This window comes from Rhodoblastus sp. 17X3, from assembly GCF_030056575.1.
In the GTDB taxonomy this organism is placed as follows: Bacteria; Pseudomonadota; Alphaproteobacteria; order Rhizobiales; family Beijerinckiaceae; genus Rhodoblastus.
The window spans coordinates 231,672-257,270 of record NZ_JASHHX010000003.1; the positions used below are offsets into that span (position 1 = coordinate 231,672).

Below are 25,599 nucleotides of genomic sequence, written 5' to 3' on the forward strand. Positions count from 1 at the left end.
CGCCGCCCGACGCGTAGAATTCCTGTCCGCCCCCTCACCTCTGGACTTGCAATGGATCGATCAATCTCTCCCGGACCGCTCCCTCAAAGGCTTGCGGTGCTCGGGGCCGGCGTCTCCGGGCTTTCCTGCGCCTGGGCCTTGTCGCGCGATCATGACGTCGTGCTTTATGAGGCGGAGCGCCGTCTGGGCGGCCACGCCAACACCTGCGAACTGGCGCTGGGCGGGCGCAATATCGCCGTGGATACCGGCTTCATCGTCTATAATGAGCCGACCTATCCCAATCTCACCGCGCTTTTCGCCCATATCGGCGTCGAAACGGCGCCGGCAGAGATGTCCTTCGCGGTTTCGCTGGACGGCGGCGCCTATGAATATGCGGGCAAGGATTTTCGCGGCTTGTTCGCCCAGCCCGCAAATGTGTTCAAGCCGCGTTTCTGGTCGATGATCCGCGACCTGCTGCGCTTCTATCGCGAAGCCCCGCGCGACCTGCCGCGCATGGGCGGCATCAGCCTTGACGAATATCTGGCGCGCGGCGGCTATGGCGCGGCTTTCGTCCGCGACCATCTCTACCCGATGGCGGCGGCGATCTGGTCCACGCCCGCCGCCGAGGTGGGCGCCTATCCCGCCGCTTCCTTCGTCCGCTTCTGCGACAATCACGGACTTCTGAAGATTGTAGGGCGTCCGGTCTGGCGCACTGTGCGCGGCGGCTCCCGCGCCTATGTGCGGCGCCTTGCTGAAAACATTCCGGACATTCGGCTCTGCGCCCCGGTCGCCCGGGTGTCGCGGCTGGCGGACGGCGTCGAAGTGCGGGATGCGACTGGCGGGGTCGATCGCTTCGACGCCGTGGTGATCGCCGCCCATGCCGACGCCGCGCTCGCCATGCTGGAGCGCCCGAGCGAAGCGGAGCGGCGCATACTCGGCGCGTTCCGCTACGCCGACAACGAGGCCTTCCTCCATTCCGACGCCAGCCTGATGCCGCGCCGCAAGGCGGCCTGGGCGGCGTGGAACTATCTCGCCGAGGGTGGCGGCGAAACCGAACTGGCCGTCACTTACTGGATGAACGCGCTACAGCCGCTTGGGTCAACGCCGGAGCTTTTTGTCACGCTCAATCCGCCGCGGCGGCCTGACGCCGCCAAGACGCATTTGCGCCAAAACTATCGCCATCCGCAATTCGACGGGGCCGCGATGAAGGCGCAAAGGCAATTGTGGTCACTGCAGGGCGTGGACCGGATCTGGTATTGCGGCGCCTATTTCGGCTCCGGCTTTCACGAGGACGGCTTGCAGGCGGGCCTCGCCGTGGCCGAGCAATTGGGCGGCGGCAAAAGGCCATGGCGCGTGGCGCAGGAGAGCGGCCGGATCTTTATCGGCGCCGCGCCGCAGGCTCGCGAGAAGGCGCTGGCCCCATGATGGCGCCCGCACTCTATTCAGGCTTGGTGACGCATCACCGGCTGCGGCCGCGCGTCCATCGCCTCGCCTACCGCATCTATTCGCTGCTGCTCGATCTCGACCGGCTGGAGGAGTTCGACTCGCGCCTGCGCTGGTTCTCGCTCGACCGCTTCAATCTGTTCTCTTTCCATCGGCGCGATCGCGGCGACGGCTCAGGCCGCCCGCTGCGTGAACAGGTGGAGGCCGCCATGCGCGCCGGGGGCGTCGAGCCGGACGGCGGCAGGATTTTCCTGCTCACCATGCCGCGCCTGCTCGGCTGGGCCTTCAATCCGATCAGCGTCTATTATTGCTGCCGTTGCTCGGGCGAACTCGCGGCGCTTCTCTATGAGGTGGACAATACGTTTGGCGAGCGCCACGCCTACATGATCCCCGTCGAGGACGCGGAAGAAGGCGAGGTCAGGCAGGCCTGCCGCAAGCAACTCCATGTCTCGCCCTTCATGAACATGGAGCTGGACTATGGCTTCCGCCTGCGCGCGCCCGACGAAAACCTGAGCCTCGCCATCGACGTCTCGGACCCCGCGGGCCTGCTGCTGACAGCGCATTATCGCGCCCGGCGGTTGGAGCTGAACGACGCCAATCTGCTGCGCCTGTTCTTCTCCATTCCGCTGCTGACCTTGCGGGTGGTGGGCGGCATCCATTGGGAGGCTCTGAAGCTGTGGCGCAAGGGCGTCGGCCTGCGCGCCAAGCCGCCGCCGCCCGAGCAATTCCTCACCATTGTCCAAGCCGGCGCGCCGCGCCCCGTCCCGCAGCACCGAGTTCCCGCCCATGACCAGCATTGAAGCCCCGACCGCGAACATCGCCGCCGCGCCGCGCGGAAAAAGAATCGCCCATCCCTATGCTCTGGCCTTGCGCCGCCTGCTCGACCGCATGGTTGCGGGCCGCTTGACGGTGCGGCTTCCCTCCGGCGCAATTCTGGAGGCGGCGGGCGCGGCGGCCGGGCCTGAGGCCGCGATCGACATTCGGGCATGGCGCGCCCTGCGCCGCTTGCTGTTGCGCGGCGACATCGGCTTTTCCGACGGCTTCATCGCGGGCGAATGGACCAGTCCAGATCTCGTGGCGCTGATCCGACTCGCCGCCGCCAATTCGGCTGCTTTGGGCGCGCTTGTCGCGGGCGGCCCGGCGCACCGGCTGGTCAACAAGCTGCGGCATTGGCGGCGCGCCAATTCCCGGCGCGGCAGCCGCCGCAACATCATGAGCCATTACGATCTGGGCAATGATTTCTTCCGCCTCTGGCTCGATCCGACCATGTTCTATTCGTCCGCGCTCTGGGACGAGGCGACCGGCGGTCTCGAACAGGCGCAGCGCAACAAGCTGGCGCGCGCCGCCGCTTTGCTCGACCTGCGCGGCGGCGAGACGATTCTGGAAATCGGCTTCGGCTGGGGCGCGCTCGCGCTGCATCTGGCGCAGGGGGGCGCGGAAAGCGTCACCGGCCTGACGCTTTCGCCCGCGCAGCTCGAACTCGCGCGCGAACGCATCGCGCGGGAAGGCCTGGACAAGAGGGTGTCGCTGCGCCTCGAAGACTACCGCGACACGCAGGGCGCCTATGACCGCGTGGTGTCGATCGAAATGATCGAAGCCGTCGGCGAGGCCTATTGGCCCGCCTATTTCGGCAAGATCGCGCAGGTGCTGAAGCCGGGCGGCAAGGCGCTGATCCAGGCGATCACGATCGACGAGCCGCGCTTTGAAGATTATCGCGCCCGGCCGGATTTCATCCAGCGCCATATCTTCCCCGGCGGCTTTCTGCCAACCAAGACCATCATGCGAGATCAGGCCGAAGCCGCCGGGCTGCGGCTGGCCAAGGCCGAATATTTCGGCCTCTCCTATGCGAAGACGCTGGACGAATGGCGCCGGCGTTTCACCGCGCGCAAGGATGAGATCGCAGCTCTGGGCTTCGACGGGAAATTCTTTCGCCTGTGGACCTATTACCTTTGCTATTGCGAGGCGGGGTTCCGCGAACAGGCGACCGATGTCGGCTTTTATCTCCTCGAAAAGCCGGGAGCGGAGTCATGAAAATCATCGCGGTCTATATCGCGACCCTCGTCGTCTTCACCGGCATTGATTTCGTCTGGCTCGGCCGCATGGGCGATTCCTTCTACCGCCCGGCGATGGGCGGGTTGGCCATGGACGGCTTTCGGCTCGGGCCGGCAGTCGTCTTTTACCTGCTCTATGCGTTCGGAATCGTGTTTTTCGCCGTCAACCCGGCGCTGGCGGCGCAAAGCTGGAAGGTGGCGGCGACACATGGCCTGTTGCTCGGCCTGATCGGCTATGGCGTCTATGACCTGACCAATCAGGCCACGCTGAAGAGCTGGCCGCTGTCCCTGACCTTGGTGGACATGGCCTGGGGCTGTTTCCTGACCGGACTCGCCGCTCTGGCCGGTTACCTCGCCGGACGGCTCTCTTGAAAACCCGCCGGCGCTCGCGGGATCAGATCCCCATCAGTGGCTGGAACAAACGTCCCAGCAGGGACTTGATGCGCAGCGGCGACTCGACCGCCGCGAGGCACAGGCATTCGCCGTCCTCGGTCACGCGGGGCTCGTGATCCTTCACATCTTCGTCTGCTTCTTCCAGGTCGCCGGGGCCGTAAAGGCCATGCGCGCTGGCGAAGGCGCCGTACAGAACCTGGGTCAGCTCCAACCCGCCGTGGCCATGGGCCGGCGTGGCGTGGCCGGGCGCGATCTTCAGCAGGATCACGCGTTCTCGCGGAGCGTCGGGCAGGCGGACGCGCGCCCAGCGCAATTTGGGATGGACGAAACGCCAGGGACCGATCTCGCAGTCCGCCATGGCGGCGGGCAAGGCGAAGCCATTGTCGAGAACCGGCGCGCACGGCGCGGCGCGCGACCATTGCGGCGCGGCGGCTTTCGCATCGATGCGGGCGAAAATCTTTTCCAGCAGAACCGGCGAAACCGGCGCCGGCGCCAAGCCTTCCAGCAGCGCGCCGCCCGCGGCCTCGAACAGGCGGACCTGCTCGCGGCAACACGGACACGACTCGAGATGGACGTCGACGACAAGCCGCAGGCCCGCGCCCAGCGTGCCGGCGGCGTGGCGGAGCAGGGTTTCGTCGCTGGGGTGCTGGCGCGGGCTCACGGCTTTTCCTCCAGCAGAGTCCTGAGGCGGGCGAGCGCGAGGCGCATGCGGGACTTCACCGTGCCGAGCGGGATGCCCAGATCGCGCGCGATCGCGGACTGCGGCTTGTCGGCGAAATAGGCCTGCTCCAGCACCAGCGCCTGATCGCGCGTCAATTTTCCCAGAGCTTCCCGCACCTTGCTTTCGCGTTCGGCGGTCAGCAGGTTTTCCTCGCCGCCGGGGCTGTCGTCGATCGGGTCCCAATCTTCCAGCGGTTGGGCCACGCGATTGGCCTTGCGACGCTGGAAATCGACGCGCAAATTGCGCGCGATGACAAAAACCCAGGTCGAGACGCCGCCATATTTGGCGTTGTAAAGGCCGGCCTTGCGCCAGATCGCAATCATTGTCTCCTGGACGATGTCCTCGATCTGGACGGGAGAGAGGCCGGAGCGGCTGAGCCACGCCGTCAGGCGCGGGGCGAAATAGACATGCAGCCGCGCGAAGGCGTCGCGGTCCTGGCTTTCGGCCACCGCCTGCAGCCATGAATTGAGCGTCTCTGCGGTGGGAGCCGCAATATTCGCGCTGTCCGACTGCACCCGAATTGCGTCGCCTTCTTTCGAACCTGCCGGTTTCGCGCGCGGCGAAGGCCCGAATGGAACGCCCCGGCGTTTAAGGGAAGGCATTATCGCCAATCGACTGCCCAGGTCCAGCGCCATGGGCGCGCCCAGGTCCAGCGCCATGGACGCGCCAAGATCCAGCGCCACGGGCGCAAAAAGCGCGCCGATCTGGGAGAGAACCGCGCTCATCTTCCGCGCGCCAGCGTAAAGAAGCGGGCCTGTTCCGGCGGATCGTCGCGGAAGCGCCCGGAAAAGCGCGGGGTCGTCGCCCGCCCAGGCCAGCAACACGGCCACCGCCGCCTCCGCCTCGGCCCGGGCCGGGCGTGACAGCGGGGCATGCGCGTCATCGAGTTTAAATCTGAGGGATTCGCCGTCCACGCCCTGAGCCAGTTCGTCCATTTCGCGCACCCGTCCGACTGCGGCCTTTGCAGGTCCCTGGCGCTGTTACGTGGCGAACGCGGCTATGGTTCAACTGGGCCTATGCTTTTTCACGTCCCGCGCGGGCCGAATTTCTGGCGCCAGCTCGGCAGGGAGTTGGCGAAGGGCAGGGGCTCCGCCTCGAACACTGCGCGCGCGACCGCGCGGGCGAGGCAATCGGCGGCGACGGCCCCGATTCGCGTCAGCGCAATGGCGTCGACCGGGCCTTCGGCGCGCCCCGTGGCCGCCGAAAAGACCACGTCGCCGTCCATGGCCGCATGGACGGGCCGCAGCGCCCGCGCCAATCCGTCCTGCGCCATGACCGCCACGCGCTTGGCCTCGGCCTTGGTGAGGGCGGCGTCGGTCGCGACAATCGCGATATTGGTGTTTTGCGGCGCGGCGCCTTTCATCTTCAGCGCCAGGGCGTTGGCCGGCAGGGGCGCCGGCCAGCCAAGCCCGCCGAATTCGCCGTCGCGCTCAAAGGGCGCGGCCCAGAAATGGCCTGTCTCGCCAATGGTCGCCTGTCCCACGGCGTTGACGGCGACCAAAGCCCCGACCCGGAAGCCGTCAGAAGTCTGGCCGCTGGCCGAGCCGAGTCCGCCCTTGAGGTCGACGACGGTCGCGCCATGGCCCGCGCCATGGCTGCCAAGCCGGAAATCCAGCGCCGCCGCCTGCGCAGCGGCATGGCCGAGCCGCCAATAGGCCGGCTCGCGCCAAAAGCTCTTGTCGCCGCCATTGGCGAGGTCGAACAATATGGCGCCGGGCGCGATCGGCACGAGCTGGCCCGCAACGTCGAAGCCACGTCCGCTCTCGCGCAGGGCGGCCTGCACGCCGCCGACCGAATCGAGCCCGAAGGCTGAGCCGCCTGACAGGACCAGAGCGTCGATCTGCTGCACCGTCATGTCGGCTTCGAGCAAAGCCGCGTCGCGCAGGCCCGGCGCGCCGCCGGAAATCGCGATGGAGGCCGTTGCGGGCGCGTCGAAGACGAGCGCCGTGACGCCCGAGGCCAGCAGGGGATCATGGGCGGAGCCGACCTTCAGGCCGGCGACGTCGGTGATGAGGTTGCGCACGAACAAATTTTCCGGGCTTGAAATGCCGCATGAATTTTATCGTATAAGCAGATATCTGACAGAACTATCGCGCGGCGCCGGAAAAATGCGCCGGCGCGACGCCAGGAATGATGCATGAGCAGCAATGTGACCCTGTCGGCGGCGGCCCTGGCCGGACTGCTGTCCTTTCTCAGCCCCTGCGTCCTGCCGCTGGTCCCGCCCTATCTCACCTTCATCGCGGGCGCGGGGCTGGAAGAGCTGGTCGAGGGCGGCGAGCGGCGCGCGCGCCGCGACACCCTGATCGCGGCGATTCTGTTCGTGCTTGGCTTTTCCACCGTTTTCGTGCTGCTCGGCGCGACCGCCTCCGCGCTCGGCCAGACCGTGCGCGCCTATCTGCCGCTGCTCACGACGCTGGCGGGACTCGCCATTATCGGCATGGGCCTGCACTTCCTTGGCGTGTTCCAGCTCAGCCTGATGTACCGCGAAAAGCGGGTCAGCGTCGAAAAGCCGATCGGCCTCTGGGGCGCCTATGTCATGGGCCTGGCCTTCGCCTTCGGCTGGACGCCCTGCATCGGGCCGATCCTCGCCGCCATCCTCGCCGTGGCCTCGTCCGAGGATACGGTGGCGCGCGGCGCCGGACTGCTCGCGGTCTATTCCTTCGGGCTCGGCCTGCCGTTCCTGCTGGCGGCGCTGGCGATGGAGCCGTTCATCCATTTCCTGAAGCGGTTCAAGGCCCATTTCGGCAAGGTCGAGCGCATCGTCGGCGTGCTGCTGGTGATCACCGGCGTGATGTTCCTCACCGGCGGCATCCAGAATGTCAGCTTCTGGCTGCTCCAGACCTTTCCCGGCCTCGCCACGCTGGGCTGAGCGAACAAAAGGGAAGGGGCCGGCGCTGCCGACCCCTTCGTGTTATGATTCAGCCTTGTTTTCCTGCTTGAACAGTTTGTTAACCATAAAAGCTCAGCTTATTTGTCAAGCTGGACATAGCTGATTTTGCCGTCCGGGCCTTTACGCCATTCATAGACGACATAGTCGGCGCGGGTGACGTCGCCCTTGCCGTCGAAGGACAGGTCGCCGACGACCGTCGAGAACGGGCCGCCCTCGTGCAGGACCTTGGCCACCGCCACAGGATCGGTCGACTTGGCCTTTTCAATGCCCTGCTTGATGGCCTGCACCGCGGCATAGCTGTAGAGCGTATAGGTTTCCGGATTGTAGTTCTTCGCCTCGAATTCCTTGACCACGGCGGCCGCTTCCGGGCGCAGGCGCGGGTCCGGCGGGAAGGTCATCAACGTGCCTTCGACGCCCGGCCCCGCAATGGCCGCGAATTCCTGGCTGGCGATGCCGTCGCCGCCCATCAGCACGGCCTTCACGCCCTGATCGCGCATCTGGCGCACCAGCAGCCCGCCCTCGGTATGGACGCCGCCGAAAAACACGATGTCGGCGTCCACGGACTTGAGCTTGGAGACGATGCCGGAGAAATCCTTCTCGCCCTTGTTCAGGCCTTCATACATGACCTCATGGACGCCGGCGGCGGCGAGCGCCTTGCGCGTCTCGTCGGCGAGGCCTTTGCCATAGGTCGATTTGTCGTGAAGGATGGCGATCTTCTTGCCCTTGGCGTGGGCGACGAGATAGGCGGCCGCCACCGCGCCTTGCTGGTCGTCACGCCCGCAGGTGCGGAACAGCATGGGATAGCCGCGCTCGGTAATTTGCGGATTGGTCGAGCCGGGGGTGATCTGGAGCACGCCAGCCTCGTTATAGGCGTCGGAGGCCGGCATGGTGACGGACGAGTTGAAATGGCCGACGACGAAGGTCACGCCGTCGCCGACGAACTGATTGGCGACCGAGCGGCCCTGCTTGGCGTCGGCGGCGTCGTCCCCGCTTTCGATCGTGACCTTCTGCCCCAAAATGCCGCCCGAGGCGTTGATGTCGGCCACGGCTTGTTCCGCGCCATTTTTGAGTTGCAGGCCGAAGGCCGCGTCCGGGCCGGTTACCGGCGCGCCGACGCCCATCTTGATCTGGGCCTGGGCGGCGCCCGACAAAAGCACTGCGGCCAGGCAGATGGCCCCCAAATTTCTTCGCATGAATCGGCTCCGACGCCATTGTTGATCGGGGCCAATCTTGCCGGCGGTCAATCAGGTTGTCGATCGATTTTGCGGGCTTGGCGCAAACAAAGCGTCTCGACGTTCAGCGATGGGCATGGCCGCCGCCGCCATGGAAGCCACCGCCATGGAACCCACCGCCGTGAAAGCCGCCGCCGTGGAACCCACCGCCGTGAAAGCCGCCGAAACCCCGTCCCCCATAGTAGCCGCCGTGGCGCCAACGGCCGCCATAACCGCCATAACCGCCATAACCGCCGTAACCGCGATAGCCGCCATAGCCGCCATAGCCGTAGACAGGGTATCCGCCATAGCCGCCATAACCGTAATAGCCGCAGTCACCGTAATAGCAACCGTTGCTCAATATGCCAGCTGCGACCGCGCCGAACATCGCCGCTGCCGCTGCGTTGCTTCCATAATAATACCGATGATGTCGATAATAGTGATGGTGACGATAATAGTGGCGATAATGGTGATGGCGATAGTGGTGGTGATAGTAGTAGGCCACCCTCTCGATTCCCACCGGCGAAGAGTCGAAGGCAGGTTTCGGCAATCCCAATGGCGCGGCGATGACCGGATCGCCAGCAAAATTGCCCAACGCCAAGGATATAGCGAGTATGCTTGCGAAAATTCTGGGCATTTTCGGCGCCCTCCCGATCGAACTCGTCCGTTGCAGCATCATGCTGGAACATTGAATGACGTTTCGCACGGAATAGGCATCGGGAAACGTCGTCGGAGCGAGTTGCTGCTACTCAATGCGCGTAAAGCGCTCAACGTTCCCAAAAAATGTAATAACGGCGCCATCGCGGCGCCAGTCCCCTCGGCGGAATTGCGCCGAAGCGGTAATACGACCGCAAATTTGAGGCGTTTTTTCGAGATCCAGAGATATTGCTTTATTTGGGCCTGGGCTGCGCCGGAAAGGAAAGTGGCCGCCAGGAAAATCGCCGCAATTCGCAGCGCCGGCGGAGCCTCCGCGCGGGCAGGATTTTCAAAGCCTATGCTTAAGGCTGCTTCTGGTCGTGAGCATGGCGCTGCTTGCGCGCCACATGAGGCGCCGCCCGGCTTCCAGGTTCGATCATGACAGAGGAAACCGCCGCTCTGGCGGCCTGCCGGGAAATGGCCTGGTAGGCGTCCAGGATGGCATGCTCGTCAGCCGCCGTTGGGCCGCCCCAGCTTCCGCTGCAGGAGTGACCCGGATAACAGGCGTCGCGAGGGTCATAATAGCAGCCGCCGGAGAAGCAGGGATTGGTCAGCAGGCCACCAACGAGGACGCCGACAACCGCAGGGCCCGTTTCGGCGCCATAACCCGGTGGATAGCGCCGCCAGCCGCGCCAGTCATGATGGCGATATGGATAGGTTGAGTAAAAGTCGACCTGTATAATCGGGATTGGTTGGTCGGGGCGCAGACCCGATGGCGAAAGGGGCGCAGCCTCGGCTCTTGCGAGATGGCCGCCGGCCAGAGAGGTCGCGAGCAGGACAATGAAAAACCGGAGCATCTGACGTCTCCTTCAAGAATTCCACCTTTTTCGAATATAGCGCTCGACGTCGTGGCGGTCATCTTCCGAGAACCGAAAAATCGCGAAAAAGCTGCAAAGGCTTCAAATGAGCCAAGGGTATTGGCGTTTGACCAGTCCACCGTGTGCGGCGCGCCAGGCGAGGCCCTGCACGGCGAGCGTCCAGGCATAGGCGATGAGAACCGCGACCGGCGCGGCGAGCGGCTCGCCGAACAGCGCCCAATGCAGGAAGCGCATGGCGAAGGCCAAGGGCAGGCCATAGAGCGGCAGCAGCCAGAGCGGGCGCCATGTGCTCGCCACGGCGCGGCCGGCGGCGAAGGAGGCGAGTCCGCCGAGCAACAAGGTCACGCCGATGAAGACGCGCGGATCGCCAAGGATGAAGCTCTCGTTCAATGCGCGCCCCCTTCGAGATAGGCGGCGCGTATTTTCGGGTCCTGTAGTAGTTCGCGCCCCGGCCCCTGCAGCGCGATGGCGCCATTGACCATGACATAGCCGCGATCCGCCAGCTTTAGGGCGTGATGCGCGTCCTGCTCGACCAGAAAGACCGAAAGGCCTTCCTCCTTGTTGAGCCGCCGCACGACCTCGAAAATTTGCTTGCAGATCAGCGGCGCGAGGCCGAGTGAGGGCTCGTCGAGCAGCAGCAGCTTGGGCCGGCTCATCAAGGCGCGGGCGATGGCCAGCATCTGCTGCTCGCCGCCGGAAAGCGTGCCGCCGCGCTGGGCGACGCGCTCCTTGAGGCGAGGGAAGATGGCGAAGACCCGCTCCAGATTCTCCTCGAACAGATTGTCCTGGAAACGGTCGAAACGCGCCACCGCCGCGCCCATTTGCAGGTTTTCGTAAACGGTCATGCGCGCGAAAATGCGCCGCCCCTCTGGCGATTGCGCAATGGAAAGCCTTGCGATTTCATGGGTCGGCAGGTCGGTGATGTCGCGTCCGTCATAAAAGATGCTGCCGCTGCGCAGGCGCGGCGCCCCGAACACGCTCATCATCAAGGTCGATTTGCCGGCGCCATTGGCGCCGATCAGCGCCACGATCTCGCCCTGTCCGACGTCGAGATCGACGCCCTTCAGCGCCTGGACCGCGCCGTAATAGGCGGTCGCGCCGCGAATGGAGAGCAAAGCGCTCACTTTTGCTCCTCCAGCCCCAGTATGGATTCAATCGCGTCGGCTTCGGCCTCCTCGACGCCGAGATAGGCCGCGATCACGGCGGGGTCCTCGCGCACCTGCGCCGGCGAGCCGTCGGCGATCTTCTGGCCATAATCGAGCACGACGATATGGTCGGAAATAGCCATGACCACCGACATGTCGTGCTCGATCAGCAGGATCGAGACGCCGTCCAAATCGCGGATTTCGCGCAGGAGTCGCGCGAGTTCGGCGGATTCGTGGCCGTTGAGGCCGGCTGCAGGCTCGTCGAGGCAGAGCAGGCACGGCTCCGCGCACATGGCGCGGGCGATCTCCAGCCGGCGCTGGTCGCCGTATGGCAAGGCGCCGGCGGGGTCGTTGGCGCGATCGCGCAGGCCGATGCGCTCCAGCCATCGCTCTGCTTTTTCCACGGCGGCTTGTTCCGCGCGGCGGTAGATCGGCAAGCCCAGCAAGCCGAACAAGCCATAGCCTGACGCCGGGGCCAGCGCGACATGCTGGGCGACGATGAGATTTTCCAGCGCGCTCATGCCCGCGAACAGCCGGATGTTCTGGAATGTGCGGGCGACCTTGGCCCTTTTGGCGATTTCGTAATCCGGCATCCGCTCCAGCAGGAACAGGTCCTGGCCGCCGTCGCGCGAATAGCGGCGCGCCGAGGCGGTCAGCGCCTCAATGCGGCTGTCGTCCTGCAGGCCCATCCGTGAAAAGGCGATGCGGCCGACGGTCGGCTTGTAGAAGCCGGTCAGGCAGTTGAAGAGGGTGGTCTTGCCCGCGCCATTGGGGCCGATCAGCGCCGTGACGTCGCCGCGCCCGACCGCGAAAGACACGTCATTGACCGCGACGAGGCCGCCAAAGCGCATGGTGAGGCGATCGACCCGCAGCAGCGGCTCGGCGATCCAGCGCGGGGCGGTCATGCTCGCTCCCCGGCTGGCGGCAGTGTAATGGTCGGCTGGCGCGCCGAGACGATGCCGCGCGGGCGGAAATTCATCATCGCCACCATGGCGAGGCCGACCAGCAGCATGCGATATTGCGCGGGGTCGAAATCGGGACCGAAGATCGCCTTGAGGAAGGCGAGTTCGCGCAGCAGCTCCGAGGCGCCGACGATCAATACGGCGGCCAGCGCCACGCCCCATTGCGAGCCGCGCCCACCCAGCACGACAATGGCGAGAATTGTCGCGCTTTCGTTGAAGGTGAAGCTCGACGGCGACACCACGCCCTGCCGCAGAGCGAAGATGCAGCCCGCGATCCCGGCGAAAAAGGCCCCGAGCGCGAAGGCGGTGAGCTTGATATTGGCGGTGTCGAGGCCAAGCGCCCGACAGGCGATCTCATCCTCTCGCAAAGCTTCCCAAGCGCGTCCGAGCGGCAGGCGGCGAAGCCTGATCGACACGAAATTGGCGAGCAGCGCCAGCGCCAGCACCACGAAATAGAGGAAGATCAACTTGTGGACGGCGGCAAAGGGCAGGCCGACATGCGCCGCGAAGCCGCGCGGGCCGGGAATGAAGGGCAGGCCGAAAAAGGTGACGGGCGGAAAGCCGAACAGGCCGGCCTCGCCATGGGTCACGACGTCCCAGTTGACCAGAACGATGCGGACGATTTCCGCGAAGGCCAGAGTGACGATGGCGAGATAGTCGCCGCGCAGGCGCAGCACGGGAAAGCCGATGCAGAAGCCCCAGAACGCCGCGAGCAGGCCGCAAACCGGCAGCAGCGCCCAGAACGACAGGCCCGTGAGGGGCACGAGCAGGGCATAGGCATAGGCGCCGACGGCATAGAAGGCGGCATAGCCGAGATCGAGCAGTCCGGCGAGGCCGACGGCGATGTTCAGCCCCCAGCCGAGCAGAATGTAAAGCAGGATCTGCACCCCGAAAGTGTCGACCCATTTCAACGCGGCCTGCGGTCCGAGCAAAACCAGGATGACGATGGGATAGGCGACCAGGGCGGCCAGGCCGAGCGGCGCCAGCCAGCGGCTTTTCGTCATTGCGCCGGGTTTTTCGAGCGCCGGCGCGGCTTCGCTGCGCGCCGGCTTGGGCCGTCCGGACCAGAGCGTGAGCAGGAAGCGCAAGCCGAAGCCGAGCGCGCAGAAAATGAAGAACAGCGGCCAGCGCGAGGTCAGCGCCAAAGCGTTGTTGAAATCCGGCTCGGCCCGGAAGGCGATAATGGGATAGCTCAGACCCCCGACGATGACCGCCGCGAGGCTCGCTTCCTTGAAGGCGCGAGGGAGGAGGGGCTGCGGCGCGCTCAAATGTCAGACCTTTTCGACATCTGGCCGCCCCAGCAGGCCGGAGGGCATGAAGATCAGCGTGATCGCCAGGATCGAAAAGGCCGCGACATCCTTGTAGTCGCTGGAAAAATATTGCCCCCACAGGGTTTCGATCAGGCCGATGGCCAGCCCGCCGAGCACGGCGCCCGGCAGCGAGCCGATGCCGCCGAGCACGGCGGCGGTAAAGGCCTTCACGCCCGGCACGAAGCCGTCCGAGGATTTGACCACGCCATATTGCAGCAGGAACAGGCAGCCGGCGACCGCCGCCAGCGCCGCGCCGATGACGAAGGTGAGCGCGATGGTGCGGTTGACGTCCACGCCCAGCAGGGCCGCCATTTTGGCGTCCTGCTCGCAGGCGCGCTGGGCCCGGCCGAGCGAGGTCTTCTGCACCACGAACCAGAAGGCCGCGAGCAGGATCGCGGTGACGACGACGATCAGGATCTGCTTGTAAGACAGCGTGACGTCATAGGCGCCGCCGGTGGTGAGCGGGATGATATGATCGAGCAGGGGCGGAATGGACTTGTTGTTCGGCCCCTGCGTCACGGTGACGAAATTGGCCAGAAAGGTCGACATGCCAATGGCCGAGATCAGCGGCGCGAGGCGGAAGGAGCCGCGCAGGCGGCGGTAGGCGACCCGCTCGATGACGAAATTCCATAACGCCGTCAGGCACATGGCGCCGAAAAGCACGGGGACGAAGGCGAGGCCGGCGGGCATGCCCAAAACCTGGGTCAGCAGCAGCAGGAGCAGCAGGGCGATGAATGCCGACAGCATGAACACGTCGCCATGGGCGAAATTGACCATGCCGATAATGCCGAACACCATCGTGTAGCCGATGGCGATCAGCCCGTAGATCGAGCCGAGCGTTACGCCATTGATGAGCTGTTGCAGAAAGATTTCCATTCGCCATCCAGAATCGGCGCGCGCGCCATGTGACGCTAGCAAGCGCCGCGCCGCGCCGCAATGTTGCGGTTTTGGCGGCGTTTTGCGGCTGTGGGGTTCCCTTGTGCGCGGGCTACGGGTAAGACCGGCCTGAAACATGCCTGACGGAGAGACTGGTTGCGCGCGGAAGAGGTGGTAATGCTCGATCCCCAGGCCTATCGCGATGCGATGAGCGAGATCGCCTCGCCGGTCCACCTCGTCGCGACCGACGGCCCGGCCGGGCTCGCCGGCATGACGGTGACGGCTCTGGCCTCGATTTCCGACCATCCGCCGACCTTGCTGGTCTGCATCAACCGCAATTCGCCCTCGGCGGCGCGCTTCATCGAAAACGGATTCTTCAGCGTCAATTCGCTCTGCGTCGAGGACCGTCCGCTGGCGGAAATTTTCGCCGGGCGCACCAATGAGCATTTTGCCGAAAAATTCACCCATGGCGTGTGGCGCAAGGGGCTGACCGGCGCGCCCTTGCTGGAAAGCGCGCTCGCCAATTTCGACTGCCGGCTGATCGAAGTGAAGGATGTCGGCACGCACCACATCTTTTTCGGCCGTGTCGAGGCCGTGGCGCGGCGTGACGAGGGGCCCGGGCTGCTCTATCAACGCCGCGGCTACCGGCGCAGCGCCGAATAAGTTACGGCGCAAGAACTTATTGAAATGAAAAGTCTTAACCTTTCCAAGCGTTCACTTTGTCTCTTTAGGAACGGGCAAGGCGCGGGGCGCTAGGCTTCATCTGTCGATGGAGTTCCCAGTGATGAGCACCGCCCGCGCCGTGAAATTTTCCCTCTATGGCCTGGAAGCCCTGAATGAGCGCCGCGCCCTGATCGCCGCGCTGGCCCGGCAGGGCCGCAATCTGACCTCCTCCGAGGTCCGCCAGCTGCGCCGCGCCTTGTTCGAGGACGAGGCCGCGACGCAGGATGAGATCGCCGCCCTGTTCGATCTGGAGCGCGTCCAGGACGCGCCCTGCGCCGAATGGACCGAGTTTTTCATCCAATGCGTCACCGACCACATGGTCTGGCAGCGCCGTCCGACCGGCGTGGTGATCGGCGAGCAGGCCGAATGGCTGCTGGCTGAGGCGGACCGTTGCCGCGCCCTCACTGCCGTCGCGCTGCTCGCAAATGTGCTGGCGGAAGCCCATCGCGCGCCGGAATGGCTGGTCGCCGCCGTGCGCGGGCGGATCGAGGCCCCCGAGGTCCAGGCCGCGCTGGCCCGGGAGGCCGCGCTCGTTTAAGAGGCAGCGCGTGAAGTCGAGGCCGCATCAGCCCTTTGACGGCTGGACGAGGGCGGAGACTTCCCATAAAAGCGGTCCCGATCCAACCGTAAGCACGGGCCTTGTGATCGCAAGGCCGCTTCCGTTCAGCTCCGGGGCCTGAATGTTCAAGAAAATCCTGATCGCCAATCGTGGCGAAATCGCTTGTCGTGTCATCAAGACGGCGCGGCGGATGGGCATCAAGACGGTCGCCGTCTATTCCGACGCCGATAAAGACGCCCTTCATGTCGAAATGGCCGACGAAGCCGTCCATATCGGCCCGCCCCCGGCTGCTGAATCCTATCTCATCATCGAGAAGATCATCGACGCCTGCAAGAAGACCGGCGCCGAGGCCGTCCATCCCGGCTATGGCTTCCTGTCCGAGCGCGCCGCCTTCGCCGAGGCGCTGAAGGCCAACGACATCGTGTTCATCGGCCCGAATGTCGGCGCCATCGAGGCGATGGGCGACAAGATCGAATCGAAGAAATTCGCCAACGCCGCCAAGGTCAGCACCGTTCCGGGCTTCCTCGGCGTGATCGAGACGCCTGAAGAGGCGGTCACGATCGCCGACGGCATCGGCTATCCCGTGATTCTCAAGGCCTCTGCCGGCGGCGGCGGCAAGGGCATGCGCATCGCCTACACCCGCGAGGAAGTCGCCGAAGGTTTTGCGCGCGCGAAATCCGAAGCCAAGAGCTCGTTCGGCGACGACCGCGTTTTCGTTGAGAAATTCATCGTCAACCCGCGCCATATCGAAATTCAGGTGCTGGGCGACAAGCACGGCAACGTCATCTATCTCGGCGAGCGCGAATGCTCCATTCAGCGCCGCAACCAGAAGGTGATCGAGGAGGCTCCGTCGCCGCTGCTCGACGAGGAAACCCGCAAGAAGATGGGCGAGCAGGCCGTCGCGCTGGCCAAGGCCGTGAATTACGATTCCGCCGGCACGGTGGAATTCGTCGCCGGACAGGACAAGAGCTTCTACTTCCTCGAAATGAACACCCGCCTGCAGGTGGAGCATCCGGTCACCGAGTTGATCACCGGCATCGACCTCGTCGAGCAGATGATCCGCGTCGCCGCCGGCGAAAAGCTCAGCATCGAGCAGAAGGACGTGCATCTCAAGGGCTGGGCCGTCGAGAGCCGCATCTATGCGGAAGACCCGACCCGCAACTTCCTGCCCTCCACCGGCCGCCTCGTCAAATATCGCCCACCGGAAGAAGGCCGCTGGAAGGGCGTGACGGTGCGCAACGACACCGGCGTGTTCGAGGGCGGCGAAATCTCGATCTATTACGACCCCATGATCGCCAAGCTGGTGACGCACGCCGGCGACCGCCTCACGGCGATCGAGGCGCAGGCGCGCGCGCTCGACGGCTTCGTCATCGACGGCATCCGCCACAACATTCCCTTCCTGTCCTCGCTGATGCAGCACGAGCGCTGGCGTTCGGGCAATATCTCCACAGCCTTCATCGCCGAGGAATATCCCGACGGCTTCTCGCCGCTGACTGCGAAGGGCGAGGTCGCTCATCGTCTGGCGGCGGTCGCGGCTTTCGTCGATTCCATCGGCAATGAGCGCAAGCGCCAGATTTCGGGCCAGTTGCAGACGCAGAAGCCGGTCAGGTTCCAGACCGCGCGCACTGTCACGCTCGACAAGGCGCATTACGACATCGACATCGATCTGGGCGACGACGCGCTGCTGGTTCGTTTCGCCGAGGACGGCCACGCTCATCGCCTCGAATCCGAATGGGTTCCGGGCGATGCGGTCTGGAACGGCCTGATCGACGGCGAAGCGGTGGCTGTGCAGGTGCGCGCGATCCTGAATGGCTTCGAGATCGCCCATGCCGGCGTGACCGTCGAGGCCCGCGTTTTCACCCGCCGCGAGGCCGAATTCTTCGCGCTCATGCCGGAGAAGAAGATCGCCGATACGTCGAAGTCGCTACTCTGCCCGATGCCGGGCTTGGTCAAGGCGCTTTATGTGGCCGAAGGCCAGGAAGTGAAAGCCGGCGATCCGCTCGCGATGGTCGAGGCGATGAAGATGGAGAATGTGCTGCGCGCCGAGCGCGACGTCACCGTCAAGGCGCTGAAGGCCAAGGAAGGCGATTCGCTCGCCGTCGACGCGGTGATCATGGAATTCGCCTGATCTGAGTTTTTGGCCGCCCGCTCTGGCGTGCGCCAACCGCTCGCGGAAATGATTGCCGCACGCCCCTCGCGTGCGGCAAAGCTTTTTGCGCCAGTCCCGTCGCTCGGGACTGGCGTTTTTTTTGGCTGCGCCGCAGACTGGCGGCGCAGTTGAGCACCGAGGCAAATTGAGGACCGGCTCATGGCGGGAAATTATTATTTCAAGGATCGTTCGGGCGCGCAGAACGGCCCTGTCTCCGTCGAAGAGCTTGAGACTCTGGCCCGAACCGGCCGGATCGCGCGCGACTGTCTGGTCTGGGTCGAGGGCGGCGCGCCCACTCTGGCGGCGAATCATCCCGCGCTCGCGGCGATCTTCGCGCAGATCGCGGCCGCCAATCCGGCGGGCGCAGGGCCCTTGCAACCCTCCTTTCCGGTCTGGGGCCTGTTCTGGCGCTCGATCGTCTTGATGTTCGCCGTCGCCTTCATCATTCCCGCGCCCTGGGTCGGCCTGTGGTTTTACCGCTGGCTGGCGGAGCAGGTCGCGCTGCCGGGCGGACGCCGCCTGTTTCTGGAGAGCGCGCTGGGCGAATGCTGGTATATTTTCGCCGGCCTGGGCCTCGTCGAATTGATCGGCCCGGGTCTTTCCGGTTCGCAGGCCCAGGGCTCCGCCTCGCTCATCGCGCTGGCTCTGAGCGTCTTCCTCAACGTGCTTTTGATCGGCTGGTTCTGCCGCTCGCTGCGGGCGGAGCAGGGCGGCCTTTCCCTTGCCTTCGAGGGCGGGTTCCTCGGCTATTTCGGCTGGGTTCTGCTGCTGGCCTTTTCGATGCTGACCATCATCGGCTGGGCGTGGGCGCTGAAATACATGATGCGCTGGATATGCGCCAAGGTCGTCGGAACCCACGCCTTTGAATTTGTCGGCTCGGGCCTCGACCTGCTCTGGCGCTCGCTGGTTCTGGCGCTCGCGCTTGGTTTCCTGCTGCCGTTCCCGTGGGCCTTGCGCTGGTTTGCGGACTGGTCTGTCTCGCAAATCGTCGTCACGCCCCGCGCGCCGGGCGCGGCCATCGCGCAGCCGCTGGCGGCCTGATCCGCGCTTGCGCGTTGGCGCCCAAGGCGGCAAAAGAGGGAAGGGCGAACCGCCCTTCCACCGGTTTTGACGCCATGCCCCTGACCTTCGCCTATGGCTCCAACATGGACGCCGACCCCATGACGCGGCGTTGCCCCAGCGCGCGGCTGCTGGGACGCGCTTATCTGCCGCGCCATCGCTTCGATCTTTTGCCCGACGGCTTTGCGACGGTCGTGCGCGACCCCGCCGCCACCGCCTTCGGCGTGTTGTGGGAGCTGAGTTTCGGCGATTTCGCGGCGCTCGACCGCTATGAGGCCGTGGCGCAGGGCGCCTATCGCAAGATCAGCCAGCCGGTCCTGCGCGAAGGCGCCTCGCCCGTCCGGGCTTTGGTCTATGTCGGCGCGCCTGGCAAGAGCGCCGGACGCGCGCCTCCGGATTATATGGCCCGGATCGTCGCGGCGGCGCGGGCGCAGGGGCTGTCGGCGGATTATGTCGATTTCCTGCGCCGGGTCGCGGGCGAGACCGTCCCCGAGGCGCCGAAAAAATTCCGCGCCATCAAGAACTCTTCCTTTCTTTGAGCCGAAAATGACCCGACAGCCGCTAATTTTCCGCGAGATTTCCGCATTGCGCCGCGCCGTGGCGCAATGGCGCGCGGCCGGCGAGACCATCGCGCTGGTCCCCACCATGGGGGCGCTGCACGCCGGCCATATTTCGCTGGTCAAGGCCTCGCGCGCCCATGCGACGCGCTGCGTCGTCTCCATCTTCGTCAATCCGACGCAATTCGCCCCCAACGAGGATTTCTCGGCCTATCCGCGCACTTTCGAGGCCGATCTCGCGAAGCTGGCGGAAATCGGCTGCGACGGCTGTTTCGCGCCGACGGCGGCGGAAATGTATCCGCAGGGCTTCTCGACCCAGGTGATCCCCGGCGGTCCGGCGCTGGCCGGGCTGGAGGACAGGTTCCGGCCCGATCATTTCGCCGGCGTGGCGCAGGTGGTCGCCAAATTGCTGAATCAGGCCCAGGCCGACGCCGCGTTTTTCGGCGAGAAGGATTTCCAGCAACTCGCCGTCATTCGCCGCATGGCCGCCGATCTCGACATTCCGACGCAGATTTACGGCGTCCCGACCCTGCGCGAGCCCGACGGCCTCGCCATGTCCTCGCGCAACGTCTATCTGAGCGCCGGGGAGCGCGCGGCGGCGGTCACGCTCTCGCAGGTCCTGTGCGAGAGCGCCGAGGCGATTCGCGGCGGTGCGGCGGTTGCGTCCGTCCTTTCGCGCGCTGAGGAAAAAATTGCGGCGGCAGGCTTCGCGCTGGATTATTTCGAAGCGCGCAACGCCGCGAGCCTCGCCCCAGCCGCGTCTCTTGCCGATGGCCCGATCCGGCTGCTGGTTGCGGCCAAGCTCGGCAAGACGCGGTTGATCGACAATTGGGCGGTCTAGACCGCGACGGTCGGTCCGAAAATTTCCTCAAAGCTCTGCCTTAGCGCTACGTCCACGTCCGGCAAACCCACCGGCAGCCCGAGATCGACCAGGCTGGTGACGCCGAAATGGCTTTCGGCGATGCCGCAGGGCACGATGCCGGAAAAATGGGTCAGCTCCGGCTCGACATTGAGCGCGATGCCGTGGAACGAGACCCAGCGCCTCATGCGCACGCCGATGGCCGCGATCTTGTCTTCCGCGATCTCGCCATGGAGGCCCGCGCGCTTCTCTGGCCGACGCACCCAGACGCCGACGCGGCCGTCGCGTATCTCGCCCTTGACGCTGAAACGCTCCAGCGCGGCGATGATCCATTTTTCCAGCGCGCAGACATAGGCCCGGACATCGCGCGTGCGGCGGTTGAGATCCAGCATCACATAGGCGATTCGCTGGCCGGGGCCGTGATAGGTGAACTGGCCGCCGCGCCCCGTCGCGTGGACCGGAAAGCGCGCGTCGAGCAGGTCTTCCGGGCGCGCGGACGTGCCCGACGTGTAGAGCGGCGGGTGCTCCAGCAGCCAGACCAGCTCATTGGCGCTTCCTTCGGCGATGGCCGAAGCGCGCGCCTCCATTTCGGCGACCGCGAAGGCGTAATCGGTCAGTCCGTCGGAAATGCGCCAGTCCACCGGCGGCGCGCCGGGCGCCGGCAGCAGGGAAGGGGCGGGTTTTTCGCTGGTCTCGGTCATGAAAGCGGCTCGGTTTTTTTCGCTTATCGCGCGGCGTCGCGCCGGCGTCGAGAAAAAAGCGGGCGAATAGCTTGCAACCTCAGGACCGATTTGTTAGACGACGCGCCTACCGATTGTTCGGGCCTTCGTGGCCAACAATCCTGCGGCCATGGCGGAATTGGTAGACGCGCTAGCTTGAGGTGCTAGTCCTTTAACCGGGGTGGAGGTTCGAGTCCTCTTGGCCGCACCAAGCTTCTTCGAAGCTTGATGTTTTCCCCAGATCAGATTTTCGGCGGGGCGGAATCCTTCTGCTCCTGGATCGGCGCGTCGCCCTTGGGCGCTGGCGTCGTTTTTACGCGTTTTGCCGCGCCGCTCACGCCCATTTTCTGCAAGGTCGCGTCGGTTTCCGAGGTCCAGCCCGCCGGGGCCTGTTTCAGCGCGGGCGGCGAATCGCCGGGAACGATATGGACGAGGTGAAAGCCCTCGGCCTTCAGCGCCGCCAGCAAAGCGGGAATCATGTCCGCCGTCTGCTTGTGGGTGTCGTGCAGCAGCACGATGCCGCCCCCGGCGCGGCGCAGCCGCCCCATCAGCAGCTCCAGCTCCTCCTGCGGCGTCATCACGTTCCAGTCCGAGGCCCAGAGATCGGCGCCGAAGACCGGCATGCCCTTTTTGTCGAGCGCCTCCAGCAGGGCGGGCGAATCGGCGAAGCCCGGGAAGCGGAAGAATTTCGAATCCTTGCCGCCGGCCGCCTTGTCCACCGCCGCGACGCCATCGTCGATATTGGCCATCGCCTTGTCGAAGGGCAGGCTGCGCAGCATGGGATGGGAGTTGGAATGGTGGCCAACGGTGTGGCCCTCGGCGATTTCGCGCTGCACGAGGCGCGGCATGCCGGCGGCGTTGCGGCCGATGAGGAAGAAGGTCGCCCTGGCGCATTGGGCGGCCAGCGCGTCGAGCACGCGCGGCGTGGTCGCGGCGGGGCCGTCGTCGAAGGTCAGGACGACTTCATGGTCCTTGAGATCGAGGGTCTGCGGATAGGTCTTGAGGCCGACATGCGGCGAGCCGCCGATCGCGATGGTCCGGGAGACGCCCAGCGCCTCCGGCCCGCAGCCTGCGGCTTGCGCCCCGCCGGCAAGCGCAAGCAGGAGGCTGAACGCGATTAATGCTTTATTAGCCGTCATGCGCAGAATTCCTGAACGCGCGTTTACGCTTTAGCCGGCGCACGCGGCCCTTTTGGCGCCTCCGACCCGGCGCTGGCAAGGGTCAAAACGCCCGGAAATGAGGCGTTTGCGGCCGTTAGACTTCAGCTGCGCTTGCCAAAAGCGCAAATTGCGCTTCAATGAGGACGGTGACGAGGCGTGATGCAGATTAAGGACTCATTACCCAGTGAGAGGTAATTTGCCCGCATGTGTGATTTTTATATGAAAATCATGGCGCGAATCGCGCTTCCCGGTTTCCTCCTCGCGCTTGCGGCTTGCGGCGCGGGACCGACCGTTTTGCCGGAAAAGCCGCTCGTTGGCGCGCGACCCGGCACATATAAGGAGACCGAGGCGACCCAGCTTGCCCGCGCTTTCACCATCCACGGCGTGGATGTGTCGAAATATCAGGGCAATGTCGACTGGACGGCGGTGCAGGAGGGCGGCGTCAAATTCGCCTATATCAAGGCGACCGAAGGCGGCGACCGCATCGATCCGAAATTTGTCCAGAACTGGCAGGGCGCCAAGGCCGCGGGCCTGCCGCGCGGCGCCTATCATTTCGTTTACTGGTGCCGGCCTTGGCATGAGAACATGGCGTGGTTCGAGAAGAACGTGCCGCCGGAGCCGGACGCTTTGCCGCCGGTGCTCGACGTCGAGGCGACGCCGGATTCCCCGACCTGCCCGAGGCGGCTCGAACGCGATCCGACCCTGCGCGAAATCAAGGCCATGCTGGTCGAGATGGAGCGCTATTACGGCAAGAAGCCGGTCATCTACACCACGGTCGATTTCTACGCCGCGATCATCGACGGCGCCCTGACCGAATATCCGATCTGGATTCGCTCGACCAAGCATCGGCCGTCGGTGAAATATGGCGATCGCGCATGGCACTTCTGGCAGTACCAGTCGGACGCCTATGTCAACGGCATTCCCACCAAGGTGGACCGCAACGCCTTCTTTGGCGACGAGAAGGACTGGAAGGGCTGGCTGAAGGTCAACGGCTACGCCAGCAATTGATGTTACGGCGCGGGCAGGAACGAATCGGTCTTGCCCGTGAGCCGATAGACCAGCAATCCAACCCATTCCCGCGCCGCCGTTTCGAAATTGCGGACGGCGAGCGTTCCCTCCGCCGGCGGACGGAAATCATTGGAATCGCCATAAGTCCGGTAATCGACCGGGAAGGCGATCGGCTCCATCCCCAGCGCGCGGAAAATGCCCATGGCGCGCGGCATGTGATAGGCCGAGGTGATCAGCAGCCAATCCTCGCCTTTGCGCGGCTTGACGAGCGCTTTCGTATAGACGGCGTTCTCGAACGTGTTGCGTGAGCGGTCCTCGAAAACCATCTGGCTGTCGGGCACGCCGAGTTCGCGCCATAATTTGCGTGCGACATCGGCCTCCTTCGCCGAATCGTCGACCAGCGCGCCGGAGCCTCCCGAAAAGACCAGCTTCGCCTGAGGGTAGAGCCGCGCCAGCGCCGCCGCGGCGGTCATCCGCTCAGCGGCCTCATTGGTCGCGACCTGGCCGCGCGCTGCCGCGATGCGTTCGTCCACCGCCCCGCCAAGCACGATGATTCCCTTGGGCGGCGCCATCGTCTCCGAACGGCTGGGGAAGCGGTCCTCCAGCGGACGCAGGAGCATTGCGCTGACCGGCGAAAAAGCCATCAGCGCGAGGCCGGCGGTCGCGGCGAGCGCCAGAGCCCTGGCGCGGCGCCAGCGCGGGGCCAGCAGCAGGCCGACGATCAGGCAGATGAGCAGGAAGTGCAGGGGCGAGGCGAACAGCCAGACGATTTTGGAGACGTTGAAAAACATTTCGGCGTTTCCTCATTCTGGCGCTCGGCGCCGTGCTGCCGGCTCCCGGCGTCAGTCGCCGCGTGGCAGGCCGATGCGATAGACGCCGCGAAAGTCATTGGGGTCAGCCGGCTTGCCCTTGCGATAGACGACGAGGCGTCCCGCGCGGGCGAGCGCCACGGCGCGGGCGCGCACCTGAGTCAAATGGCTGCGCCAGGCGAGATCGTCCTCCTCGCGCTGGCGGGCGTAATGTTTCGCCGCTTCTGAGGGGTCGATCGTTTTGCCGGGACCGACCGCGGCGCAAAGCGAGATGATGGTCTGGGCCAGAGAATCTTTGGCAAGGGGGTCGTCTTCAAGCATGCCCGCTTGTCGGAGAAAGCCGGGGCCGGGTCAAGAGATCGAAGTTGACGCGGCGGCGGCCCTACGGTCCAATCCGGCCAGAAGGAATCCTCCATGCCGCCGAACATATCTTATGGAATCCAGCAGATGCTGGCCGAGGCCAACGCCGCGATCAAGACCTTGAGCGTAGCCGAGGCGCAGGAACTGCTCGGGCGCGACGACGTGCTGTTCGTCGATCTGCGCGATCCGCGCGAACTGGAGCGGGAAGGGCGAATCGCCGGCGCCTTCCATTGCCCGCGCGGCATGCTGGAATTCTGGATCGACCCCGCCAGCCCCTACGCCAAGCCGCAGTTCCAGCAGGACAAGACCTTCGTCTTCTTCTGCGCCGGGGGCCTTCGTTCGGCTTTGGCGGCTCATCTGGCGCAGCGCATGGGCCTCGCCCCTGTCGCCCATGTCGAGGGCGGATTCGGCGCCTGGAAGAAGGCCGGCGCGCCGCATGAGGCGCCGCTTGCGCCGCCCGCCAAAAAGCCCTGAGTCCGGAGTTTTTCATGTCTTTGACATTGTTCATCGGCAACAAGGCCTATTCGTCCTGGTCGCTGCGGCCCTGGCTGCTCATGCGCGCTCTGGACATTCCCTTCACGGAAGTGGTCACGCCTCTCTATGTCGACGGCTCGCGCGAAAAGATGTTGCGCGAGGGTCCGACAGGCAAGGTTCCGCTGTTGCGCGACGGCGATTTCGCGGTGTGGGATTCGCTCGCCATCGTCGAATATCTGGCGGAGAAATTCCCCGACCGGAACGTCTGGCCCAAGGCGCCGCAGGCCCGCGCCCGGGCGCGCTCGCTCTGCGCGGAAATGCATTCTAGCTTTCAGGGCCTGCGCCAGGCGTGCCCGACCAATTTCCGCCGCGCCCGCCGCGCCGCGCCTTTGCCGCTGGAAGAGGCGGCGCGGGCCGATCTCGCGCGCATCCAGGCCATTTTCGCGGAAACGCCGGCGCAATTCGGCGGACCGTTCCTGTTCGGCGAATTCTCCGCCGCCGACGCCTTTTTCGCGCCGGTGGCCAGTCGCCTTGATACTTACGCCCTGCCGCTGGAAGCGCCGGCCCGCGCCTATTGCGACTCGGTTCTGGCCTTGCCGGACTTTGTGCGATGGCGCGAGGCGGCGCAGGCCGAGGCTTGGGTGATCGAAAAATGGGAAAATATCTGA

At 65.2% G+C, this 25,599-nt stretch carries 29 protein-coding genes and 1 tRNA gene; 15 read left to right on the forward strand and 15 right to left on the reverse strand.

Features of this window, described 5'->3' with window-relative positions:
• Positions 1-51 precede the first annotated feature (51 nt).
• The 4 genes from QM467_RS05365 to QM467_RS05380 are packed head-to-tail and all read left to right on the forward strand — an operon-like array spanning position 52 to position 3,845.
• Entirely contained in the window at positions 52-1,404 is a 1,353-nt protein-coding gene (locus QM467_RS05365) for an NAD(P)/FAD-dependent oxidoreductase (RefSeq protein WP_283365267.1), read from the forward strand.
• On the forward strand, positions 1,401-2,222 hold the full coding sequence (locus QM467_RS05370) for a DUF1365 domain-containing protein (RefSeq protein ID WP_283365268.1): 822 nt from the start codon (positions 1,401-1,403) through the stop codon (positions 2,220-2,222). The genes QM467_RS05365 and QM467_RS05370 overlap by 4 nt, the downstream gene beginning before the upstream one ends.
• Complete coding sequence (locus QM467_RS05375; RefSeq protein ID WP_283365269.1) at positions 2,209-3,453, forward strand: SAM-dependent methyltransferase; 1,245 nt, start codon at positions 2,209-2,211, stop codon at positions 3,451-3,453. The genes QM467_RS05370 and QM467_RS05375 overlap by 14 nt, the downstream gene beginning before the upstream one ends.
• A complete protein-coding gene (locus tag QM467_RS05380; protein ID WP_283365270.1) occupies positions 3,450-3,845 on the forward strand; it encodes a DUF2177 family protein in 396 nt (131 codons plus the stop codon). Before QM467_RS05375 ends, QM467_RS05380 begins: the two co-directional genes overlap by 4 nt.
• 22 nt (positions 3,846-3,867) lie before the next feature.
• On the opposite strand, the gene QM467_RS05385 is transcribed toward QM467_RS05380, so the two are convergent.
• The 3 genes from QM467_RS05385 to QM467_RS05395 form a co-directional block, all read right to left on the reverse strand.
• A complete protein-coding gene (locus QM467_RS05385; protein WP_283365271.1) occupies positions 3,868-4,527 on the reverse strand; it encodes a ChrR family anti-sigma-E factor in 660 nt (219 codons plus the stop codon).
• A complete protein-coding gene (locus QM467_RS05390; RefSeq protein WP_283365272.1) occupies positions 4,524-5,522 on the reverse strand; it encodes a sigma-70 family RNA polymerase sigma factor in 999 nt (332 codons plus the stop codon). The genes QM467_RS05385 and QM467_RS05390 overlap by 4 nt, the downstream gene beginning before the upstream one ends.
• 89 nt (positions 5,523-5,611) lie before the next feature.
• Positions 5,612-6,610 carry a P1 family peptidase gene (locus QM467_RS05395; RefSeq protein ID WP_283365273.1) on the reverse strand — a complete coding sequence of 333 codons (999 nt, stop codon included), beginning with the start codon at positions 6,608-6,610 and terminating at the stop codon, positions 5,612-5,614.
• Positions 6,611-6,724: 114 nt separating this feature from the next.
• Here QM467_RS05395 and QM467_RS05400 point away from each other — a divergent pair, with 114 nt between their 5' ends.
• Entirely contained in the window at positions 6,725-7,456 is a 732-nt protein-coding gene (locus QM467_RS05400) for a cytochrome c biogenesis CcdA family protein (protein WP_283365274.1), read from the forward strand.
• A 98-nt stretch (positions 7,457-7,554) separates the two neighbouring features.
• On the opposite strand, the gene QM467_RS05405 is transcribed toward QM467_RS05400, so the two are convergent.
• From QM467_RS05405 to QM467_RS05440, 8 genes are all read right to left on the reverse strand, one after another.
• Complete coding sequence (locus QM467_RS05405; protein ID WP_283365275.1) at positions 7,555-8,670, reverse strand: branched-chain amino acid ABC transporter substrate-binding protein; 1,116 nt, start codon at positions 8,668-8,670, stop codon at positions 7,555-7,557.
• Between the two features lie 103 nt (positions 8,671-8,773).
• The gene (locus QM467_RS05410; protein ID WP_283365276.1) at positions 8,774-9,325 is read right to left on the reverse strand and encodes a hypothetical protein; all 552 of its coding nucleotides are present in this window, start codon (positions 9,323-9,325) and stop codon (positions 8,774-8,776) included.
• 361 nt (positions 9,326-9,686) lie between these two features.
• Complete coding sequence (locus QM467_RS05415) at positions 9,687-10,181, reverse strand: hypothetical protein (RefSeq protein ID WP_283365277.1); 495 nt, start codon at positions 10,179-10,181, stop codon at positions 9,687-9,689.
• A gap of 102 nt (positions 10,182-10,283) precedes the next feature.
• Positions 10,284-10,592, reverse strand: coding sequence for a DUF6867 family protein (locus tag QM467_RS05420; RefSeq protein WP_283365278.1), 309 nt, complete (start codon positions 10,590-10,592; stop codon positions 10,284-10,286).
• The gene (locus tag QM467_RS05425; protein WP_283365279.1) at positions 10,589-11,326 is read right to left on the reverse strand and encodes an ABC transporter ATP-binding protein; all 738 of its coding nucleotides are present in this window, start codon (positions 11,324-11,326) and stop codon (positions 10,589-10,591) included. The genes QM467_RS05420 and QM467_RS05425 overlap by 4 nt, the downstream gene beginning before the upstream one ends.
• The gene (locus QM467_RS05430) at positions 11,323-12,252 is read right to left on the reverse strand and encodes an ABC transporter ATP-binding protein (protein WP_283365280.1); all 930 of its coding nucleotides are present in this window, start codon (positions 12,250-12,252) and stop codon (positions 11,323-11,325) included. Before QM467_RS05430 ends, QM467_RS05425 begins: the two co-directional genes overlap by 4 nt.
• Entirely contained in the window at positions 12,249-13,577 is a 1,329-nt protein-coding gene (livM, locus tag QM467_RS05435) for a high-affinity branched-chain amino acid ABC transporter permease LivM (protein WP_283365281.1), read from the reverse strand. Before livM ends, QM467_RS05430 begins: the two co-directional genes overlap by 4 nt.
• Before the next feature lie 3 nt (positions 13,578-13,580).
• Positions 13,581-14,495 (reverse strand): branched-chain amino acid ABC transporter permease, encoded by a 915-nt coding sequence (locus tag QM467_RS05440; protein ID WP_283365282.1) that lies wholly within the window; start codon positions 14,493-14,495, stop codon positions 13,581-13,583.
• Positions 14,496-14,651: 156 nt separating this feature from the next.
• Between QM467_RS05440 and QM467_RS05445 the strand changes: the two genes are divergently transcribed.
• From QM467_RS05445 to panC, 6 genes are all read left to right on the forward strand, one after another.
• Positions 14,652-15,158, forward strand: coding sequence for a flavin reductase family protein (locus QM467_RS05445; protein WP_283365283.1), 507 nt, complete (start codon positions 14,652-14,654; stop codon positions 15,156-15,158).
• 121 nt (positions 15,159-15,279) lie between these two features.
• On the forward strand, positions 15,280-15,756 hold the full coding sequence (locus QM467_RS05450) for a hypothetical protein (RefSeq protein WP_283365284.1): 477 nt from the start codon (positions 15,280-15,282) through the stop codon (positions 15,754-15,756).
• A gap of 142 nt (positions 15,757-15,898) precedes the next feature.
• A complete protein-coding gene (locus QM467_RS05455; RefSeq protein ID WP_283365285.1) occupies positions 15,899-17,905 on the forward strand; it encodes an acetyl-CoA carboxylase biotin carboxylase subunit in 2,007 nt (668 codons plus the stop codon).
• A gap of 180 nt (positions 17,906-18,085) precedes the next feature.
• The gene (locus tag QM467_RS05460) at positions 18,086-18,967 is read left to right on the forward strand and encodes a GYF domain-containing protein (protein ID WP_283365286.1); all 882 of its coding nucleotides are present in this window, start codon (positions 18,086-18,088) and stop codon (positions 18,965-18,967) included.
• 74 nt (positions 18,968-19,041) lie between these two features.
• On the forward strand, positions 19,042-19,524 hold the full coding sequence (locus QM467_RS05465; RefSeq protein ID WP_283365287.1) for a gamma-glutamylcyclotransferase family protein: 483 nt from the start codon (positions 19,042-19,044) through the stop codon (positions 19,522-19,524).
• A gap of 7 nt (positions 19,525-19,531) precedes the next feature.
• Positions 19,532-20,383, forward strand: coding sequence for a pantoate--beta-alanine ligase (gene panC, locus QM467_RS05470; RefSeq protein WP_283365288.1), 852 nt, complete (start codon positions 19,532-19,534; stop codon positions 20,381-20,383).
• Here the strand turns inward: panC and lipB are convergent.
• On the reverse strand, positions 20,380-21,102 hold the full coding sequence (lipB, locus tag QM467_RS05475) for a lipoyl(octanoyl) transferase LipB (protein WP_283365289.1): 723 nt from the start codon (positions 21,100-21,102) through the stop codon (positions 20,380-20,382). The two genes, panC and lipB, sit on opposite strands and share 4 nt — an antisense overlap.
• Before the next feature lie 142 nt (positions 21,103-21,244).
• On the opposite strand from lipB, the gene QM467_RS05480 reads away from it, so the two are divergent.
• Positions 21,245-21,331: transfer RNA gene (locus QM467_RS05480), tRNA-Leu, on the forward strand.
• A 31-nt stretch (positions 21,332-21,362) separates the two neighbouring features.
• Here the strand turns inward: QM467_RS05480 and QM467_RS05485 are convergent.
• On the reverse strand, positions 21,363-22,259 hold the full coding sequence (locus QM467_RS05485) for a polysaccharide deacetylase family protein (protein WP_283365290.1): 897 nt from the start codon (positions 22,257-22,259) through the stop codon (positions 21,363-21,365).
• 225 nt (positions 22,260-22,484) lie between these two features.
• On the opposite strand from QM467_RS05485, the gene QM467_RS05490 reads away from it, so the two are divergent.
• Positions 22,485-23,288 (forward strand): glycoside hydrolase family 25 protein, encoded by an 804-nt coding sequence (locus tag QM467_RS05490; protein ID WP_283365291.1) that lies wholly within the window; start codon positions 22,485-22,487, stop codon positions 23,286-23,288.
• Positions 23,289-23,290: 2 nt separating this feature from the next.
• On the opposite strand, the gene QM467_RS05495 is transcribed toward QM467_RS05490, so the two are convergent.
• The gene (locus tag QM467_RS05495; RefSeq protein ID WP_283365292.1) at positions 23,291-24,079 is read right to left on the reverse strand and encodes a YdcF family protein; all 789 of its coding nucleotides are present in this window, start codon (positions 24,077-24,079) and stop codon (positions 23,291-23,293) included.
• A gap of 51 nt (positions 24,080-24,130) precedes the next feature.
• Positions 24,131-24,418 carry a DUF3253 domain-containing protein gene (locus tag QM467_RS05500; protein ID WP_283365293.1) on the reverse strand — a complete coding sequence of 96 codons (288 nt, stop codon included), beginning with the start codon at positions 24,416-24,418 and terminating at the stop codon, positions 24,131-24,133.
• Positions 24,419-24,511: 93 nt separating this feature from the next.
• On the opposite strand from QM467_RS05500, the gene QM467_RS05505 reads away from it, so the two are divergent.
• Positions 24,512-24,931: a rhodanese-like domain-containing protein gene (locus QM467_RS05505; protein WP_283365294.1), complete on the forward strand. Its 420-nt coding sequence runs from the start codon at positions 24,512-24,514 to the stop codon at positions 24,929-24,931.
• Positions 24,932-24,945: 14 nt separating this feature from the next.
• Entirely contained in the window at positions 24,946-25,599 is a 654-nt protein-coding gene (locus QM467_RS05510; RefSeq protein ID WP_283365295.1) for a glutathione S-transferase family protein, read from the forward strand.